Consider the following 19320-nt stretch of genomic DNA (forward strand, 5'->3'; position numbering starts at 1 on the left):
GAAAGCCAGCATAAAACTTACAATTCTCAATGGTTTATACATAAGCTAACTAATTAATTATGTGTACAACTTTTAATAGATATTATTTGTTCTCTGTTATATTCATACAACTAAGAAAAGGGCATGTTTCAAGCCTTGAAGCATTCTATAGGAAGTTCAGATACTGTTTGTTTTAGTTAGATCGCCAAGATACTTAATACATTTGCACCCTCGGTTTTTAGTAATACGCAAAGGTAAACATTTTTTTGATTACGTTTCAAGAAAAAAACAAAATAACATATTTTCATCACCGACTTTAAATTTATTAACTACCCGAGGTTTTAAATTTACATTCATTTACATTTTATTCATACTACACACAGCAAATAATCGCAATAGGTATACCCTTCAGGCCCGATAAACCGCATGCTTATCAACGATAGGAACACTATCTATCGCCAGCAAATACTGCCCGTATCAGCCTCAAAAACTCCGATAACGAAACTCAACAAAACATAATATCACCCGCAAAAGCATAAAAACTTCTATCTTTATAGCAGTTTTTGCACTTTTTTGGTTACTTTTGCATGCAACAACAGCTATCTGTAGGCATGCTTATTATCAAACTTACTTATCGATATCTCACCACTTTCGGGCGCTACCTCATCCTTATGGGGCGGTCGTTCAGCCGTCCGGAGCGCATGAGGATGTTTTTCAAGCAATACGTTAAGGAGATGTCGCAACTCGGTATCGACTCTATAGGCATCGTGTTGCTTATCTCTTTCTTCATCGGGGCGGTAATCTGCATACAGATGAAACTGAACATACAGAGTCCGTGGATGCCGCGTTGGGTATCCGGATATACCACCCGCGAGATCATGTTGCTCGAGTTTTCATCGTCGATCATGTGTCTTATCCTCGCCGGAAAGGTAGGATCGAACATCGCTTCGGAGCTCGGAACGATGCGAGTTACCCAACAGATCGACGCTTTGGATATCATGGGGGTGAACTCGGCAAGCTATCTGATACTGCCAAAGATCATGGGCTTGGTCACCATCATGCCGTTCCTCGTCATCTTCAGCTCACTTACAGGTATCCTCGGCGCCTACGGTACGGCCTACATCGGGCACATACTAACGCCCGAAGACCTTACTCTCGGACTGCAACATTCGTTCAATCCGTGGTTCGTATGGATGAGTATCATCAAGAGTTTGTTCTTTGCGTTCATCATTGCCAGTGTGTCTTCGTACTTCGGCTACAGCGTAGAGGGCGGCTCGGTGGAGGTAGGAAAGGCGTCGACAGATGCAGTTGTGAGCAGCAGCGTGCTCATCCTCTTTTCCGATGTGTTCCTCACACAGTTGCTGAGTTAAGCATTTTCCCCAGCTTCCCACGCTCCCTAAATTAGAAGATTGAGGGCATGAAAAGAAATAAAACGACAAGAAACCAGCTGATTTTAAACCGAATAAAGATAACGCCGAATACCCCCTGAATGCTTCTCCCCGCTTTTCGGGAGACAGGGGAAGGCCGCATGAATATGATAGAAGTAAAGAATTTAACCAAATCTTTCGAAGACAAGACGGTGTTGCAAGACATCAATGCACGCTTCGACGATGGGAAGACGAACCTTATCATCGGTCAGAGTGGCTCGGGAAAGACCGTTCTGATGAAAAATCTCGTAGGACTTCTCGAGCCTACAAGCGGCGAAGTGCTCTACGACGGGCGCGACTTTGTGGGCATGAGCAAGAAAGATAAGGTGAGAATGCGGCGCGAAATGGGCATGATTTTTCAAAGTGCAGCGCTATTCGATTCCCTTTCAGTGCTCGAAAATGTTATGTTTCCCCTCGATATGTTCTCTGCCATGAACTATCGCGAGCGCGTGAAACGGGCGCAAGACTGCCTTGCCCGCGTTAATCTGACCGATGCCCAAGACAAATACCCGGGCGAAATATCGGGCGGAATGCAAAAGCGTGTGGCCATAGCCCGTGCAATTGTGCTCAATCCGAAGTATCTCTTCTGCGACGAACCCAACTCCGGACTCGATCCGAAGACGTCGCTCGTCATCGACGAACTGCTCTCGGGCATCACTCATGAATTCAACATAACGACTATCATCAATACCCACGACATGAATTCGGTAATGGGTATCGGCGAGAACATCATATTTATATACAAGGGAAAAAAGGAATGGCAAGGCACTAAAGACGACATCATCAACTCGACTAATAAGCGTCTGAACGACCTTGTCTTTGCTTCCGATTTATTCAAAAAGGTGAAAGAGGTGGAACAAGAGGAAGGAAATCTGTGAATTTACGGATTGCTTTCGGAACCTGACCGGCCACATATTGTACGAAACCCGCACTGCTCGCCACGGCTGTCTTTATCTTAAATACCAAACGCCTTTATGCTCTACCATCGGTACCAGCACTTCTTCGTTGGTACTGTCGCCATATGTAAACAACATAAACACGCTGGCTACGTGAAGTGCCGTATCGGCCTCGGCACGCACAATGCGCACTTCTTTCAGGCCCCGGCGCTCGGTCTGTTGCTGGCCGACAAACATCTTAGCATTAGTAATAAGCTGCTCCCGATAGCTTCGGGGGATGCTGTCTTGCCGATAATGCCCGTCTACGAAAGCGGCATAATCGCCTTTCAGCAAATATTCATAATACACCTTGGCAGCCTGTGCGGCCACATCACCGGGAGAAAGTTCCGCAGAACAAGCAGCCAGCAGGCCCGCTAACACAAGATATAACAGTTTCTTCATTGCTTGTAAATATAAAAAATCCCGACAGATATGCACGGTCTGTCGGGACCGGATATCGCATAAATGTTACTTCTGACGGATAAACACATTGATCGGACAGCCGTGCATCGACCAGTTTTCGCGTATCTTATTTTCCAAAAACCGGCGATACGGCTCCTTTACATACTGCGGCAGATTGGCATAAAACACAAAAGACGGTATCTGTGTGTTGGGCAACTGTGTGCAGTATTTTATCTTGATATACTTGCCTTTGATAGAAGGTGGCGGCGTTGCTTCGATAATCGGCAGCATTACCTCGTTGAGTTTAGAGGTTCCCACATGGGCCTTACGGTTGAGATATACCTGCTTTGCCGTTTCAAGAACCTTAAAGATGCGCTGCTTGGTGAGCGCCGAAGCGAAGATAATGGGGAAGTCTACGAACGGTGCCATGCGCTCTCGAATGGCATTTTCGAACGTTTTAATAACGTTCTGATCTTTGTTTTCTACCAGATCCCACTTGTTTACCACGACCACAAGCGACTTGTTATTCTTTTGTATCAGCTGGAAAATATTCATATCCTGCGCCTCTATGCCTCGCGTTGCATCGATCATCAGAATACAAACATCGCTGTTTTCGATGGAACGTATGCTCCGCATCACGCTGTAGAACTCCAAGTCTTCGGTTACTTTGTTCTTCCTACGGATGCCGGCCGTATCGACCAAATAGAAATCGAAGCCGAACTTATCGAAACGAGTGTAGATGCTGTCGCGTGTAGTACCGGCAATTTCGGTCACGATATTACGGTCTTCGCCGATGAAGGCATTGATGATGCTCGACTTACCGACATTAGGCCGCCCCACTACAGCGAAGCGGGGAATGTCGTCTTGCACGTCGTCGAAGTCATCGGTCTTCAGCTTTGTAATGAGCAGGTCGAGCAAATCGCCCGTTCCTCCGCCCGTTGCAGCGCTGACACAGACAGGATCGCCAAGCCCCAAACGGTAGAAGTCGGCGGCCTGATAGTAGTCGGAACTGTTGTCTACCTTGTTGGCTACGAGGAGCACCGGCAGCTTCGAGCGGCGCAATATCTGCGCCACGTCCTCATCCCAGTCGGTAACTCCCGTCATCGTATCTACAAGGAAGATCACGATATCCGCCTCTTCGGTTGCCACAAGTACCTGACGTCGGATGGCATCTTCGAATATATCGTCGGAATTAACTACCCATCCGCCGGTATCGACAACGGAAAACTCCCGCCCGTTCCAGTTGCATTTGCCGTATTGGCGGTCGCGTGTAGTACCGGCAGTATCGCTGACAATCGCCTTTCGGGATTGCGTCAGTCTGTTGAATAAGGTGGATTTACCCACGTTGGGGCGCCCCACTATCGCTACTAAATTTGCCATAAACTTTCCCCAACTCCTCTCAAAAAGGAGAGTGCCCCGCGAGGGTACGCATTCTATAGGCACGTTTGAAACCTGTTCATGCACGGCTCTCGGATGCCAAGCATCCCGATACGTACAGATTACACAGGCTCCCTATTAGTAATACATCTATTGTGTAAGCCCCTTAGGGCACATATCTATCGGCAACAGGCACAAGCTGTTACACGAGTATTCAAACCCTTTAATTACATAAGAGGCATCCTCTTATCCGTAAGGAGACGGCCTTTTTATCGTAAAGAGACGGTCTTTTTATCGTAAAGAGACGGCCTTTTTAGCATAAAGAGACGGCCTTTTATGCGGCAGCCTTTATCTTTTTACTTCTCTACCCCTTTACTTTTACTCCGGATTATACCCGAAGTTGTTCAGTTCTTTCTGCGAACTGCGCCAGTCTTTATCCACTTTTACGAAGGTTTCCAAGTACACCGGTTTGCCGAAGAAACGCTCCAAAGCCTTACGGGCCTCGGTACTTACCTTCTTCAAAGCCATGCCCTGATGCCCGATGATGATGCCTTTCTGACTGTTTCGCTCCACATAAATCACGGCATTGATATGGATGTGTTTCCTGTCTTCCTTGAAACTCTCTACCACAACCTCCACGGAATAGGGTATTTCCTTATCATAATAAAGCAGAATTTTCTCGCGGATAATCTCGCTGACAAAGAATTTGGCTGGCTTATCCGTAAGCTGTTCCTTATCGAAATAGGGCGGAGATTCGGGCAACAGCTCCTTGATACGCTTCAAAAGCATATCCGTACCGAACTTATTTTGTGCGGATATGGGCAGTATCTCGGCATTCGGAAGCAGTTGGTGCCACTTCTCAACGATGTTTCCCAACGTCTTCTGGTCGGTTTGGTCTATCTTATTGATGAGCAACAACACGGGAATGGTCATCTTCTTTACCTTGTCGAGGAACTCTATGTTCTTCTCCGGAGCCTCCACAACATCGGTTACATAAAGCAAAACATCGGCATCTGTCAGCGCCGACTCCGAGAAAGCGAGCATCGACTCCTGCAATTTATAATTGGGTTTCAGCACACCGGGCGTATCCGAAAACACGATCTGTGCATCATCGGTATTTACGATGCCCATGATACGGTGGCGCGTTGTCTGCGCTTTGAACGTGGCAATGCTGATCTTTTCGCCTACAAGTTGGTTCATAAGCGTACTCTTTCCCACATTCGGGTTGCCTACTATATTCACAAATCCGGCCTTATGCATAGCGATATTTGTTGCTTTTATAATAAAAAAACGCATTCTTTTCTAAGGAAGGATGCGTTTATTCGTTGCGATATTGTAAGAGCTTTAACCCTTTGCCGCTGCAGTCGCTCCGTCGTAGGCCCATCGATAATACGACGCGCCATGCACGAATCCGGCCCCAAAAGCGGTAAAAATAACGTTATCTCCCTTCTTTAATTTGCTTTCATAATCCCAAAGAGCCAACGGTATAGTAGCCGCACTGGTGTTACCATAGTGCTCTATATTCACGGCAACTTTATCCAGTGGTATCTCTGCACGCTTGGTCACGGCCTCGATAATGCGGAGGTTAGCCTCGTGAGGCACCACCCAATTCACGTCTTCTGCCGTAAGTTTGTTGCGCTTGAGCACTTCTATCACATCGTTGCTCATGTCCGTTACGGCATACCGGAACACCGTTCGCCCTTCTTGATAGAGGTAATGAAGCCGGTGATCTACCGTGAAATGCGATGCCGGACATACGCTTCCGCCTGCTTTCATGTGCAGGTAAGGGAGCCCTTTTCCATCGGTTCTGAAGTAATAATCCTGCAAACCGTAGTCTTCTTCCGTACCTTCAACGAGCACAGCTCCGGCACCATCGCCGAACAGAACGCATGTCTGACGGTCCTGATAGTCGACCAACGACGACATTTTGTCCGCTCCGATCACGATAATCTTCTTGCATCTTCCGCTTTCAATCATCGAAGCAGCCACTCCCAACGTATACATGAAACCGCAACAAGCAGCTTCGAAGTCGAATGCGAACGCATTCTTTAATCCTAATTTGCCCAATACGATCGACGCAGTGGACGGGAATTTGTAGTCGGGTGTGGTCGTTGTAACGATCAAAGCATCTATGGTATCTGGATCAACACCGGTCTTCTGTATCAGCTGTTTGGCAGCTTTACGAGCCAGATAACTGGTACCCAGCCCCTCTTCGGTAAGTATACGACGCTCCTTGATACCCACTCGCGTCATGATCCACTCATCACTCGTATCGACCATTCGCGACAACTCCTCGTTCGTAAGGATATAATCGGGAACGTAACCTCCGATACCTGTGATGACTGCTTTTACCTTGCCCATTATTCAGCTACTTCCTTAACAACAGCTACCTTGCCTCTGTAATACCCGCAGGTGGGGCAAACGGTGTGGTAAACATAGTAAGCACCGCAATTAGGGCATAGTGCCAGCGTAGGAGCTACTGCTTTATCATGGGTTCTTCTCTTGAGTGTACGAGACTTCGACTGTCTTCTTTTAGGATGTGCCATTTTGTTCTATTTTTTAATCTTTAATCTTTAATTTCTTCAATTCTGCCCAACGAGGATCCATAGACGTATGTTCTTCTTCGGCCTCACCGCCTTGTGCGGCCGAATGTTTATTAAGCAATTCGACCATGGCAGGATTGCATTTACCGGCCGCATGCACATGCCGGATGGGAAGAGCAAGCTCTATAAACTCGTAAATGAACCACGCCACGTCAATTGTTCCATCGTTCTCGTCTACCGTTATGAGGTCATCGTCTTCCGAATATTCTGCACCTAATCGGGCCGCCAAGCGGTTATCCGCGTCGATTACCACTTCCATATCGTCCAAACACAGGTCGCACGGAACGTGTACACTGCCCTCCGTATGGAAATCGAGTTCAAAGACGTCGGCCATTCTGCGTACAGACAGCTTCACGATGAGCCTGCCTCGACGCACATGGGGAGCATCTATAGCCTTAAAGAAATCATCATCAAGGTTGTACCGGAACTGCGTTTTGCCCTCCTGCAAGCCTTTCAAATCAATCTTAAAGGTATCTAAACTACACATTTGGGTTGCAAAGTTACTAATATTTTCCGATAAATGAAAAAAAATAGGATTTATTTTATCTGCCCCTATATATAATAAGGTGTAAACCGAGAAGCGACATCTCGGTACACCAAACTGTAATACTGCCGCCGGCACAACGGCCGACAGCGCGTTACTTATCGTTCAGTTTCAACAGTCGTTCGGCATTCAGATACCCGATCTTATCCCTGTCTTCATTAGATATGGGAGCCATATCGAGAAACGCCCGCGTATTCTTATCGATCAGGAAAGGATAGTCTGCCGCGTATATAATGCGATCGGCGCCCACCGCTTCTATGGCATACCGCAACTGGGCATCGGAGAAAAAACCGCTGGGCGTGATATATATGTTGCTTTTATAGTAATCCGAAATCTTGCGGGGTAGCTTCATCGTCTTGCTCTGTTGGTCGTCGAGCCGGTTCAGATAGAACGGAACGAGCTCTCCCCAATGCCCTGAAATAATCTGAAGCGACGGCAATTCGTCGAATATTCCCGACATAATCAGCCGGAGCACCCCGATGCCGGAGTCTACATGCCAGCCGTATCCTGCCGTTGCAAACATCGCACTCGCCACCTGCGACCACTGTTCGTTTTGATAATAATACTTTGCCACGTCGCCTTTTATCGTGGCGGGATGCAGATATATGGGCACTCCCAACGCAGCAGCACGCCGGAATATCGGTCTAAACTCGTGCTCATCGAAGAAACGGCCGTTGAAGGTTCCCGACAACATCGCCCCCTTTAAGCCCAACACCTTTACCGCCCGTTCCAACTCATCTGCAGCAGCCTGCGGATCTGCCATAGGCAGAAGAGCGAAACCGGCGAAGCGTGTAGGGTGCTTGGCAATAAGCCGCGCCAGCTCGTCATTGGCCTCCTTGCACAGTTGAACGGCCACTTTACGGTCGGTAATGTTCTGCGGACTGCCCGCACCATACGAAAGTACCTGCATGTCTACCCCCGCCTCGTCCATAAAGCGAATACGTCTTTCGGCCACATCCTCTATATCTTCGTTCGTCGGCAATACTATCTTCATCAACTCTTTCTGCGTTTCGCTCACAGGCGGAGTACCTCCGTTCTGCTTCGTCAGCCAAGCCATCACCTTTTTACCAATGTTCGGCAACGTGAAATGCTCCTCTATGGTGATGATTTTCTTAACAGGTTCTGCAGCCATATCGCCTTTTTTGAATATCAGAGGCATTGCTTCCGGAGCGAGCGGATAGGTATCGACCAAATCGAGCGACTTAACCATGTGCAACGTACCCTGCTTGTATCGCTGAAAATGCGCCGTTTCTATATGCGACTGATAAGCCTCTCGGTCTTTATAAATCTCCAAAATGCGAATTAGGTTTTTGTTGCGCTTCACCTGCACAGGGTAGATGCAAACCACGCCACGCTCGTTTCGTACCGATGTTTCGCCGACTTCCCTCGACATCTTCAGGTATTCGTCCAAGTAATCGGGATAAACTTCGATCTCGGCAATACGCACAATCATGCTGTCTTGCGCCTCTTTTGCACTCATTGTCATCGGGAATAAAATTAATAAAAATAATATGAATAAGTTCCTTTTCATTCTCTATTCTACAGAAAAAGAAACTGTCTGTAGACAATGGAAATATCTACAGACAGTCGTCAACGATTTATTTCTTCAGCTCAGCAAGTACAGCTTCACCAACACTATGTGCCGACTGCGGGTTCTGTCCGGTAATAACACGGTTATCGCTTACCGTACAATCGCCCCACGGAGCCCTACGCATAAAGATAGCGCCACGCCCAACTATAGCGTCTTCAAGTAAATAAGGTACGACTTTCTCCGTACCTACAGCTACCTCTTCAGCATTGGTGAACGAACAAATTTTCTTGTCCTTGATAAGATAATCGCCATTCTTAAGCTTTATATTCAGCAATCCGGACGGGCCATGACATACGGCGCTTACGATTCCCCCGTTCTCGTATATCTGCTGACCTATTTTTGCAAGCTCTTCATTATCGGCAAAATCCCACATTGTTCCTTGTCCTCCGGCATAGAAAATAGCCTTATAATCGGCGGGATTTACCTCAGACGGTTTCATTGTATGAGTTATCTTATCGTGATATTTGGTATTTTCCCAAAACTTCTTATTAACGGCATCCGTTAAATCAAAGCCGTCTACAGGTGCATTTCCGCCCTTCGGACTAACGAAATCTATTTCATATCCTGCATTTACCAGTACATCCCAAGGATGCGTTACCTCTGCAAGAAAGTAGCCGGTAGGTTCGCCTGTATCTCCTTTTTTATCATGGCTGGTTACCACAAATAATATTTTATCCATTTTATTCTGTCTCCTTATCGTTTAAAAAGATTTATCCGTCAGCGTGTATTCTACCCTATCGAAATAGGTATGTAGCGGCAATCGCTGTACATACTCGCGCACCTTTGCCTCATCGGTCTCGGTGAAAACGAGGAAAGCCCCCTTTGCTCCGTCCTTTACCAATAAGGTTTCCAATACACCGAGCTTCTTTAATTCTTCTGCAACTGCAAACTCTTTGGGCAATATTTCCTGCAAACCGGGAATGTTGGCCAACTCTCCAAATGTGTTTACTACTAATCTTTTTGCCATAATTACATTCTTTTAAAATTAATACTATTACTTTTTCTATTATTCAATTTCTTTGTTTGTAATGAATGCTTTTCTATTGTACACTCGTTACTCCATCGTGTGCTCCCACTCGCCGCGGGTATCTACGCCAGTCGCATCGGCAAGGGTTTCAAGCCGAGTTACCTCTTCAGCCGTCAGACGTATATCGGCAGCTCCGGCAGCTTCTACCACATGGCGTTCCTTGGTAGCCCCGATAATAGGATTTGTGCCTTTGGTAAGCGCCCACGCCAGTCCCACTTGCGAGCAACTGATGCCATATCTGCTGCCGATTTCCTTCATGGCATCGGTCAACGCCTGCAACTTATCGAGTACGGGGTTGTACTTCTGACCGCGGGCACTCTCTGCGGGTAACGGGTTTTCCTTGCTGTATTTTCCCGAAAGGGCGCCCTGCTCGAGCACCATATATGCCCAAAACTTAATACCGTTTTCCTTGCAATAGTCGAGTACACCACCCTTTTCAGAAGAGCGATACAGCAACGAAAAGTGGTTCTGAACGGCACTTATCCTGTAGTCGCCCGCAGCTTTAAGTATCTCGTTGGCACGCTTTATCTCTTCTATATTGTGATTGCTCACGCCTACCTGCCTTATCTTTCCGCTTTTCAGCAGAGGAATGAGCCCGGGCGTCCAGCGCTCTACATCCATCGGGTTATGAATCCAATACACATCTATATAGTCTGTACCGAGCCTTTTCAGCGAAGCATCGGCCATTTTTTCCACACTATTATCGTACATCTGTGCTATCTGCGGCGTGAACTTAGTAGAGAGAAAAATCTCATCGCGCCTAACCGTTTTGGCAAACGTGCCGAGAATATCTTCCGATGCGCCCATGCCATAGGCAGTGGCCGTATCCCAAAGGTTCAATCCATGCAGCATGGCAGCGTCGAATACCGGCCTCAGAGTATTGATATCCGTACTGTTTCCGAACACTTGATCTCCACCTGCGGCTCCTGCACCCCACGCCCAAGTGCCCAATGCTATCTGTGACATTTCTTTCTTCATAAAATATAATTTTAACATCCAAGTGCAAAAGTAATTCAATTCTGCCGAACAACATGTACCGAAATTACGGTTAAAAGGATAAATTTCACGGTTTTAAGAATAAATATTACATAACCATCCGCCTGCAGCCGATACACCTATTGCCCGAAAACATATCATCTAACGTAAACAGAGATGCCACCCAAGCACCTTAGATGTACCGTATGTGCCCGACGCTTGTACCACTGCCTCCGGACAGAGGCGGAAAGTATCATGAAAAGAATAGTATAGGACAAAGCGAGCAACCGCCGTCTTTCGCCTTATCCGACACCATTTATATTAGAAACACATGCAGAACGTTCGCTGCATTTACCATTCCTGCCGCTTTTCGCACGGCACGAATACGCTGCAAGCTATATGGAAAAAGGAGAGAGATCAATATTTCCCGTTCACCCCGTTCTCCTTTCTGATGCGCTCGATTTCCTTTTTCTCATGGGATATTTTTTCCTTAAGCTCCATCAATCCCTTATAAACACCTGCAACAATTGCAGGCTGTTCGGCAACCGGCCTGAACTTAATATCGGGATAAGGCACGCCCATGTAGCCCATGTTTTTACAGGTTTCGCCGGCTCGTTCTATTACCTGCACCCACTTATCTACATTGCCGCCGATATAACCGTTGATGTATGTGCCTACCAATTGGTTAAAGGAGGCGAAAGCCTGCTGCAATTCAAAGCCTTTATCCCCTATGCCTCCGACCTCTGCAAGCATGCCTTTGAACACACGTGCACGGAATTGAGCGACATAAAACCAATAGGCGCTCTCTTCTTTTTCATCCATATCGTACAGACGGACAGCCAACACATAAAGGGCTTCTATGGGAACTTGGTCGAGATGTTCTTTCATCTGTCGGGCTGTTTCCAACAGGGCGGCAGAAGTATTTTGCTTTAAAGCCTCGCTATATTTACCTACATTTATGACTAAACCTTCCGAATTGTACCACGGCATAACATAAATAGGCATACGGGATGCTGTTTTCGATGTGCACGAAACACCAGTCAACAAGCATAAAAATGCGAACAATTTGCTGATAAAAGATTTCATAATCGGTTATTTTTTAGTTGTTTAATAATGTTATGCACTATTCGGAGCGTTAACGGGAGCGATAAGGAGCTATCTTGCCTATCGACTCAGAAGTAAATAAACAACGGCTGTATTATCTGCAAGCCTACCTTGTTTCGCCCGTGCTCCTATTTTCCGAGTTCGATACGGAACGTGGTTCCCTTGCCTGCTTCCGACATCTTAACGAAGATTTTACCGTGATGATATTCCTCAACGATGCGCTTTGCAAGGCTCAACCCCAAGCCCCATCCGCGCTTCTTGGTGGTGAAACCCGGGCGAAACACGTTGCGTAGGTCTTTCTTCCGGATGCCCTTACCCGTGTCCGTCACCTCAACAACGGCCTTGTCTTTGGCATCTTCCACACGCAGAGTGATCGTTCCGCCCTCGCCGCCCATAGCATCGACGGCATTCTTCGACAGGTTTTCGATCACCCACTCGAACAACGAAGCGTTCAACTTGATAACAACATCGTGGTCGGGCAGGTCTTTTATCATCCTTACAGCTTTCGATGTGCGGCGATCCATATACTCCGCGACATGCTCTACCACCTCGTTCAAGTTCGACGGAACAGGCTCTGGCACCGATCCGATCTTAGAGAAACGATCGGCAATCAGCTGCAATCGCTTCACATCTTTATCCATCTCGGGGATGAGTTTGTCGTGGGGATAGCTCTCTTTCAGTATCTCCGTCCATGCCATCAAGCTCGAAATAGGAGTGCCGAGTTGGTGTGCCGTTTCCTTCGAAAGGCCCACCCATACCTTGTTCTGTTCGGCTCTTTTGGAAGTAAGCAGGGCAAATATGGCCACTACAACAAAAATCATAACCACTCCGAGCTGCACAAAAGGATAATAGGCAAGACGTTTAAGCATGAGAGACTCGTCGTAGCACACATCTATATAGTCGGCCTTGGGCCGGTTGCCGAGCATAATACGGATGCTACGGCCCGACTGTTTCATCCGCAGACCTATCATTGTGGCCTGTTGCAAACTATCGGCATAATTCTTGCCTGCCACGTTTACGTTACGAAAGAACTGGGCATTACCGCCGGCATCCATCACGATAACGGGTATCGTATTGTTCTCATTGATTACCTTGAGCACTAATCTCATGTCGGTAGACTCGTCGGCCATATTGAGTGTACGCATGGCCTCGGCCCACACTTCCATCTTATTGCGCTCCTCGACAGACAGGTCTCGAATGAGAAAATGAGACACCACAAGCGATGCCACAGCGATAATAACGGCTGCAAGCACCAAGAATATTTTTACTTGTCGGATGCGATCGGTCCATTGCATAACGTAAGAGAAACGTGCGAATACGGAATATATTGTGTCTGCATGCAACGAGAGCGGATGCTCCCCCAAACGTTTTTCGTTTATTTATCATAGGGAATGCTTGCATGTTCCGAATATTTTGTCGACATTTGCAGAAAGTAATGCTAAATCAAACGATATGGAAATCGACGTCAACACCCCTCTCGAGAACCCCAAACTTAAAGAACTGTTTGCCGAGTTCCGCAATGCTGGCGGAAAAGCCAACGACAGCACGTGCGGCATTATGGAGGCTATTGCCGAGGAATTTGTGATGAATGCGCACTTTCTGTCGGTAATAGAGATGTCTAAAGAACCCGAAAAAACTGAGGGAAACCATGTGACGATACCCGCCGGAACCCATATCTCATACCTTATGGTTGGTCTTAACGAAAAGACTTTCTTCCCCATCTTCATCGATTGGGAAGAGTTGTGGAAGTGGGAACACTTGCAGGGTAAGCATGTAAAAACACAGATATTGAGTTTCGACGACTACGCTTCGCTGGTGCTCGACGGCGATGCCGAGGGTGTTGTCATCAATCCTTTCAGCGACAATTATCCCATCGATCGAAAAATGATTGCCCGATGGAAAGAAATGAAAGAACTGAAACTAACCGGACATACACAGCACACCGTGCAGGAAAATGAAAAAGTGCTTATAGGTACACCCAAGGACTATCCGCACAAACTGGTCGATGCCGTGGCCGAATACGCCAAGACCGATCCGCGTATCAAAGCGCTTTGGTTGCAATGGCTAAGCCGAACGAGTGGAGACTCCTACCTGATTGTCGTGCGGTTCAAGGGCGAACGTTCGTCGATATTCAAAGGAATAGGTGATGCAGGCTCCCCTTATCTCGACGGAAAATATTTAGATATGATCCCTTATAACGACGATTTCGGGCGTAGAGCTATTGATGGCGTGAAACCTTTCTACCGTAAAGAACAAAGTTTTTGGAACCGTCTGCTCGGCCGATAATGCCGCAGGAAGCCTTTTATTCACATAAATTCAACAACTTAAAACCATAACAATCATGAACAAGAACAAAGTTATTGCTATTGCATTTGCAGGTATCGTAGTCATCATCAGTGCATGGCTGCTCGCCAAGGGAGTAACGAATTTCAGAGAAGAAAAAGCGAAAATCTATGTTACTGGCTTGGCCGAAAAACAAATTACCAGCGATCTGATCGTGTGGGATATATCGATTAGCGCTAACGGGAAAGACCGTAATACGGCTTTCAACGAATACAAGCGGGTGGCAAAAATCATGCGCAAATTCCTAACAAGCAGCGGAATTGCCGACACATGCATATCGACAAACAGCGTCGACCTTACGGAACTTACCAAAGAAATATACGATGCGAAAACAAAACATTATATTACCGTCAGCGATGGATATTCGGCATCACAGACATTTACGGTAAGTTCGAAAGACATCGATACGGTAGAAAAGGTTTATCAAAATATCTCTGAACTCTACAACCAAGGTATCTCTTTTAGCAGCAGTTCACCGCTCTATTACTATACCAAGCTGAATGAACTGAAGATGGAGATGCTTGAAAAGGCGAGCGCCAATGCCTATGAACGCGCACAGATTATCGCCAAAGGCAGCGATGCATCGGTAGGTAAGCTTATTTCATCATCGATGGGCGTCTTTCAAATCGTAGGTCTGAACAGCGACGAGGAATACAGTTGGGGCGGAACATTCAACACCTCGAGCAAAGAAAAGGTGGCCAGCATCACGCTAAAAACAGCCTACAAGATTGATTAACACACTCCCCGTTCAATATAAAGCAAAAAAATTAGAAAGACATGCGAACCTGACAAATTGAAAACAACGTTATTGAACTTGGATTACAATATCCCGATATCACTCGACTACAATATCTATTGCTGACTTATCAACTCTATTAATGATAAGTTTCGGGTATAAAGAGGAAGAATACAATTAAATAAAAAAGCGGGCATGCCGATGTTTCGACATGCCCGCTTGTATTTTATATCTCCCCATAAAGGATTATTCAGCACGCAACGTAAAGCGCTTGAAAGCGATTACAGTGAGATCCTTGCCGGTTTGTTTCAGATATTCGGAAACGGTAACTTTAGAGTCTCCGATAAATTCTTGGTTCACCAAACAGTTCTCTTTGTAGAACTTAGCCATACGACCGTTGGCGATATTCTGAATCATTTGTTCGGGAAGATTGGCAGACTTTTGCTCTGCAGTCTCTTTCTTCAGCGTGCGGATGGCTTCTGCATCGGCCTCCGTAATGTTTCCTTTGCGGATTCCTTCTTCAAGATGTTCCTCGCTTTCCGCAATATAAGCGTTGTATCCAGCCTTCTTGATGGCAGCTGCAACGGCTTTCTCTATCTGTTCTTCTTTCGTTTTCTGTACCGCAACGGCAAATTCTTCCTCCTTTACTTTAGCAGGAACAGACGCCTCATCCAGAGCTACAGGGTTCATTGCTGCAACTTGCATGGCCACTTGATGCCCCTGTTCTTCAGCAGGAGCAGAGAGTTGAACCATCGTACAGAGCATGTTGCGGTTCATATGATTGTAACAATAGATATTATCTCCCTCAAGATAATTGTACCCATCGAGCTCCATCTTCTCACCTGTAATGCCCGAACGAAGCTTTACAGCGTCGGCAACCTTGGTGCCATCGGCAAGCGTAAGTTCCTTTACTTCGTCGAGACTCTTAGCTTTAACGGCGAGAGCTGCATCGAGTATGTCTTGTGTAAGTTTGATGTAATCCGCACCATTAGCCACAAAATCGGTTTCACACTTCAATGCAATCATTGCACCAAAGCCATTCTTGTAGTCTACAAGTACACAACCGTTCGAAGTCTCACGGTCGGAACGCTTTGCTGCAATAGCCAATCCGCGTTCACGAACGAGTTCGATTGCCTTTTCTATATTACCATCAGCCTCGGTAAGTGCTTTCTTGCAGTCTGCCAAACCGGCACCTGTAAGCTTACGGAGTTTCTGTATTTCAGCGATTGAAACAGCCATAATGTATATTCCTTTTTATTGTTTAAATTTGATTATTTGATAGAAAATAAAAACAGGGATTACAGACAAACGATTGATGAAACCACTAATCGCTGTCTCATAATCCCCATTCTATACTTATATTATTCTGCAGCAGGAGCTTCGTCCTCTACAACTTCTGTCTTTACTTCTGCCTCGTCCTCTGCTTTAACTTCGGTCTTAGCTTCTGTTTCTGGAGCATCTTCCTTGTCTTTACGAGCTTTACGAGCACGTTTTGATTTAGTATCAGCAACTTCTTCTGCCTGTTCTGAAGCTGCTTTTTCGTCGGCTTTCTCCACTTTACGTTCTTCAAGACCTTCCGCAATTGCCTGACAACAAGCGGTAAGAATAGCATCTACGCTATCTTTAGCATCGTCGTTTGCGGGAATAACGAAGTCGACATTGTTAGGATCGGAATTGGTATCTACCATTGCAAATACCGGAATACCTAAACGATTAGCCTCCTTAACAGCGATAGCCTCTTTCATAACGTCCACTACGAACAGTGCCGAAGGCAAACGAGTAAGGTCTGCAATAGAACCAAGGTTCTTCTCCAACTTAGCACGTTGACGTGTAATCTGAAGCAATTCGCGCTTTGAAAGGTTGGCAAACGTACCATCACTCATCAGTTTATCAATGTTCGTCATTTTTTTGACTGCCTTACGAATTGTGGGAAAGTTGGTGAGCATACCGCCCGGCCAGCGTTCAATCACGTATGGCATGTTAACAGAAGCAGCCTTATCAGCCACAATATCCTTAGCTTGTTTTTTAGTAGCGACGAACAATATCTTCTTTCCAGACTTGGCAATCTGCTTTAATGCCTCCGCTGCCTCGTCTACCTTAGCCACGGTTTTGTTCAGATCGATGATATGAATGCCATTACGCTCCATAAATATATAAGGAGCCATGGCGGGATTCCACTTGCGGCGAAGGTGTCCGAAATGGCATCCTGCCTGCAGTAATTGGTCAAAATTTGTTCTTGACATTGTCTTTTTTCTTGTTTAATGTTTACTTTCTTTTTGAATTCTTTTTAGAATCAGCCCGCAGGTAATCATACAGACGAGATTAACGCCAAACGAGTCCGGCAGGTTTAGATACTAAACTGTTCAGTAAAATCGGGCATCTACAATCGGTAATGGGGATAAAAATTTCATCCCTACCGCTATCGATTGTAAATCTTCGATCGTATTAACGCTTACTGAACTGGAAGCGACGACGAGCTTTAGGACGGCCCGGTTTCTTACGTTCAACGGCACGAGAGTCGCGTGTGAGGAAACCGTGATCTTTCAAATTCTTCTTGTCTTCCGCATTTACTTTTACGAGGGCGCGAGCAATAGCGAGGCGTAAAGCCTGACTCTGACCGGTAAATCCGCCACCGTCAAGGTTAGCCTTAATATCATATTTTCCCTCTACATCGAGAAGCTGCAGTGGTTGTTTCACCACATACTGCAGGATGGCAGACGGGAAGAACGTTTCTAAATCTCTTTTATTGATAGTGATCTTACCTGTACCTTCCGAAAGGTAAACACGAGCTATAGCACTCTTACGGCGACCAATTGCATTTATTACTTCCATTTCTACGATTTATTTATACTGGTTAATATCGATTGTTTTCGGCTTCTGAGCCGCTTTATTGTGCTCTGTGCCTTCAAACACATACAGATTATCTACCAAAGAACGACCGAGAGGACCTTTGGGTAACATGCCTTTAACGGCATGACGAAGTATCTTCTCTACACCATTCTTGGTCTTACGAAGTTCTTCCGGTGTGTCGAAACGCTGCCCACCGGGGTAACCAGTATAATGGGTATAAACCTTATCTGTTTCTTTTTTGCCGGTAAATCTCACCTTAGCGGCATTGATAATGATTACGTTGTCTCCACAATCTACGTGGGGTGTGAAGTTCGGTTTGTACTTTCCGCGAAGCAACTTGGCAACTTTAGAGCAGAGACGACCTACAATCTGGTCGGTAGCATCGATAACCACCCACTCCTTCTTTACCGTTTCTTTGTTAGCAGAAATGGTTTTGAAACTTAAAGTGTTCATTTTAAAATTTAAATTTACTACTAAAAAACGTTTTTAATCTTATACTTGTACGAGCGATTCCCTAACCGCAACACTCGGCCAAAAGTACTGCTATTAACACGTCCGCACAGGGGACTCTAAGTTCATCCCCGAAAATAATCGGTCTGCAAAAGTACGTATATTTTTCAGATTAGAGTACTGTATAAGATACGCTTAAAACCAATTTTATAAATAATTAACCATTTTAACGTCGTTAAACTACCGTGTTATATGGATAACATTTCCTAACAACGAACTGTTTTATACCCTGATATGTTGTGCAAAATGTAAGAAACGGGCTACATCCTCGGCTCAATGTTCGTAGAAAGAATTTTTATTACGCAACTTAAATGTTAGGTTTGCATCTTTCACCAATATCTGCACATGCCTGTCATGCCGCGATATTCTTATACTGTTGATACCTTTCACCAGCAATTATTCCATGATTTACTCGTATTCTTTGTCAGACCTAATCGATCGGAGAAAGGATTGAATATAAAAAGCCTTACATACTTCACACCTTCGAAAACCACATTTATTCTTCATTCTACGATAAGGTATATTTTGTACAACCATACTGTGCGGTCAATACAAATTAGGTGTACACTCTTTATTTAATAGGAATAAGGCAAGTAAGAGATATGTTTATAAGCCACATCTTATTATTGTAAAAACTACAAAAATATTTTTCCCGTCGAACAAAATTACTTATCTTTGTTCCTGAATTGGTTTGCGAGAGTCGGTATCTTACGCCGCAATTAAAAGGGAACGGGGTGTAAATCCCCGACAGTCCCGCTGCTGTGAAGCTCTTTATGTATATTCCAACACAAGGAACGCCACTGCATATCACAACAACACACAAAGAAGATATGTGGGAAGGCAGGAACATACAGGAGTAAGTCAGAATACCTGCCATTCATCAAAGGCTGCTTTCGCTCGTGGGTTAGCGGGCAGTA

At 45.7% G+C, this 19320-nt stretch carries 20 protein-coding genes and 1 riboswitch; of the genes, 4 read left to right on the forward strand and 16 right to left on the reverse strand.

Annotated elements, in window-relative coordinates; genetic code table 11:
* Positions 1-590 precede the first annotated feature (590 nt).
* Both HMPREF0663_RS03200 and HMPREF0663_RS03205 read left to right on the forward strand, forming a co-directional pair.
* Complete coding sequence (locus HMPREF0663_RS03200; RefSeq protein ID WP_016665350.1) at positions 591-1349, forward strand: MlaE family ABC transporter permease; 759 nt, start codon at positions 591-593, stop codon at positions 1347-1349.
* Positions 1350-1513: 164 nt separating this feature from the next.
* Positions 1514-2284, forward strand: a complete 771-nt coding sequence (locus tag HMPREF0663_RS03205; RefSeq protein WP_023983834.1) for an ABC transporter ATP-binding protein — start codon at positions 1514-1516, stop codon at positions 2282-2284.
* 72 nt (positions 2285-2356) lie between these two features.
* Here HMPREF0663_RS03205 and HMPREF0663_RS03210 read toward each other — a convergent pair whose 3' ends face one another.
* From HMPREF0663_RS03210 to HMPREF0663_RS03260, 12 genes are all read right to left on the reverse strand, one after another.
* Positions 2357-2743 (reverse strand): hypothetical protein, encoded by a 387-nt coding sequence (locus HMPREF0663_RS03210; protein ID WP_004368725.1) that lies wholly within the window; start codon positions 2741-2743, stop codon positions 2357-2359.
* A 66-nt stretch (positions 2744-2809) separates the two neighbouring features.
* A complete protein-coding gene (gene der / locus HMPREF0663_RS03215) occupies positions 2810-4123 on the reverse strand; it encodes a ribosome biogenesis GTPase Der (RefSeq protein ID WP_016665351.1) in 1314 nt (437 codons plus the stop codon).
* 375 nt (positions 4124-4498) lie between these two features.
* Positions 4499-5380: a GTPase Era gene (era, locus tag HMPREF0663_RS03220; protein WP_016665352.1), complete on the reverse strand. Its 882-nt coding sequence runs from the start codon at positions 5378-5380 to the stop codon at positions 4499-4501.
* Between the two features lie 84 nt (positions 5381-5464).
* Entirely contained in the window at positions 5465-6481 is a 1017-nt protein-coding gene (locus tag HMPREF0663_RS03225; protein WP_004368728.1) for a beta-ketoacyl-ACP synthase III, read from the reverse strand.
* Positions 6481-6666 (reverse strand): 50S ribosomal protein L32, encoded by a 186-nt coding sequence (gene rpmF, locus HMPREF0663_RS11630; protein ID WP_016665353.1) that lies wholly within the window; start codon positions 6664-6666, stop codon positions 6481-6483. The genes HMPREF0663_RS03225 and rpmF overlap by 1 nt, the downstream gene beginning before the upstream one ends.
* A 13-nt stretch (positions 6667-6679) precedes the next feature.
* The gene (locus HMPREF0663_RS03230; protein WP_004368729.1) at positions 6680-7210 is read right to left on the reverse strand and encodes a YceD family protein; all 531 of its coding nucleotides are present in this window, start codon (positions 7208-7210) and stop codon (positions 6680-6682) included.
* A gap of 151 nt (positions 7211-7361) precedes the next feature.
* Entirely contained in the window at positions 7362-8747 is a 1386-nt protein-coding gene (locus HMPREF0663_RS03235) for an amidohydrolase family protein (RefSeq protein WP_159430520.1), read from the reverse strand.
* A gap of 118 nt (positions 8748-8865) precedes the next feature.
* Positions 8866-9537 carry a type 1 glutamine amidotransferase domain-containing protein gene (locus tag HMPREF0663_RS03240; protein WP_004368733.1) on the reverse strand — a complete coding sequence of 224 codons (672 nt, stop codon included), beginning with the start codon at positions 9535-9537 and terminating at the stop codon, positions 8866-8868.
* Positions 9538-9558: 21 nt separating this feature from the next.
* A complete protein-coding gene (locus tag HMPREF0663_RS03245) occupies positions 9559-9825 on the reverse strand; it encodes a hypothetical protein (protein WP_004368735.1) in 267 nt (88 codons plus the stop codon).
* An 87-nt stretch (positions 9826-9912) separates the two neighbouring features.
* Positions 9913-10863, reverse strand: a complete 951-nt coding sequence (locus tag HMPREF0663_RS03250; RefSeq protein ID WP_016665355.1) for an aldo/keto reductase — start codon at positions 10861-10863, stop codon at positions 9913-9915.
* 414 nt (positions 10864-11277) lie between these two features.
* Entirely contained in the window at positions 11278-11946 is a 669-nt protein-coding gene (locus HMPREF0663_RS03255) for a hypothetical protein (protein WP_016665356.1), read from the reverse strand.
* Positions 11947-12092: 146 nt separating this feature from the next.
* Positions 12093-13259: a sensor histidine kinase gene (locus HMPREF0663_RS03260; RefSeq protein WP_004368744.1), complete on the reverse strand. Its 1167-nt coding sequence runs from the start codon at positions 13257-13259 to the stop codon at positions 12093-12095.
* A 157-nt stretch (positions 13260-13416) separates the two neighbouring features.
* Between HMPREF0663_RS03260 and HMPREF0663_RS03265 the strand changes: the two genes are divergently transcribed.
* Both HMPREF0663_RS03265 and HMPREF0663_RS03270 read left to right on the forward strand, forming a co-directional pair.
* Positions 13417-14250, forward strand: coding sequence for an enhanced serine sensitivity protein SseB (locus tag HMPREF0663_RS03265; RefSeq protein ID WP_004368746.1), 834 nt, complete (start codon positions 13417-13419; stop codon positions 14248-14250).
* Positions 14251-14305: 55 nt separating this feature from the next.
* Positions 14306-15043 carry an SIMPL domain-containing protein gene (locus HMPREF0663_RS03270; protein WP_004368747.1) on the forward strand — a complete coding sequence of 246 codons (738 nt, stop codon included), beginning with the start codon at positions 14306-14308 and terminating at the stop codon, positions 15041-15043.
* Positions 15044-15289: 246 nt separating this feature from the next.
* Here the strand turns inward: HMPREF0663_RS03270 and tsf are convergent, their stop codons facing one another.
* The 4 genes from tsf to rplM form a co-directional block, all read right to left on the reverse strand.
* Positions 15290-16282 carry a translation elongation factor Ts gene (gene tsf / locus HMPREF0663_RS03275; RefSeq protein ID WP_004368749.1) on the reverse strand — a complete coding sequence of 331 codons (993 nt, stop codon included), beginning with the start codon at positions 16280-16282 and terminating at the stop codon, positions 15290-15292.
* A 122-nt stretch (positions 16283-16404) separates the two neighbouring features.
* Positions 16405-17286 (reverse strand): 30S ribosomal protein S2, encoded by an 882-nt coding sequence (rpsB, locus tag HMPREF0663_RS03280; protein WP_004368750.1) that lies wholly within the window; start codon positions 17284-17286, stop codon positions 16405-16407.
* 202 nt (positions 17287-17488) lie between these two features.
* Positions 17489-17875: a 30S ribosomal protein S9 gene (rpsI, locus tag HMPREF0663_RS03285; protein WP_004368751.1), complete on the reverse strand. Its 387-nt coding sequence runs from the start codon at positions 17873-17875 to the stop codon at positions 17489-17491.
* A 9-nt stretch (positions 17876-17884) separates the two neighbouring features.
* Complete coding sequence (gene rplM / locus HMPREF0663_RS03290; RefSeq protein WP_004368753.1) at positions 17885-18346, reverse strand: 50S ribosomal protein L13; 462 nt, start codon at positions 18344-18346, stop codon at positions 17885-17887.
* Between the two features lie 727 nt (positions 18347-19073).
* Positions 19074-19295: riboswitch (cobalamin riboswitch) on the forward strand.
* The last annotated feature ends 25 nt before the right edge of the window (positions 19296-19320 follow it).

Origin of the sequence: Hoylesella oralis ATCC 33269, assembly GCF_000185145.2 — a bacterium.
Classification (GTDB): Bacteria; Bacteroidota; Bacteroidia; order Bacteroidales; family Bacteroidaceae; genus Prevotella; species Prevotella phocaeensis.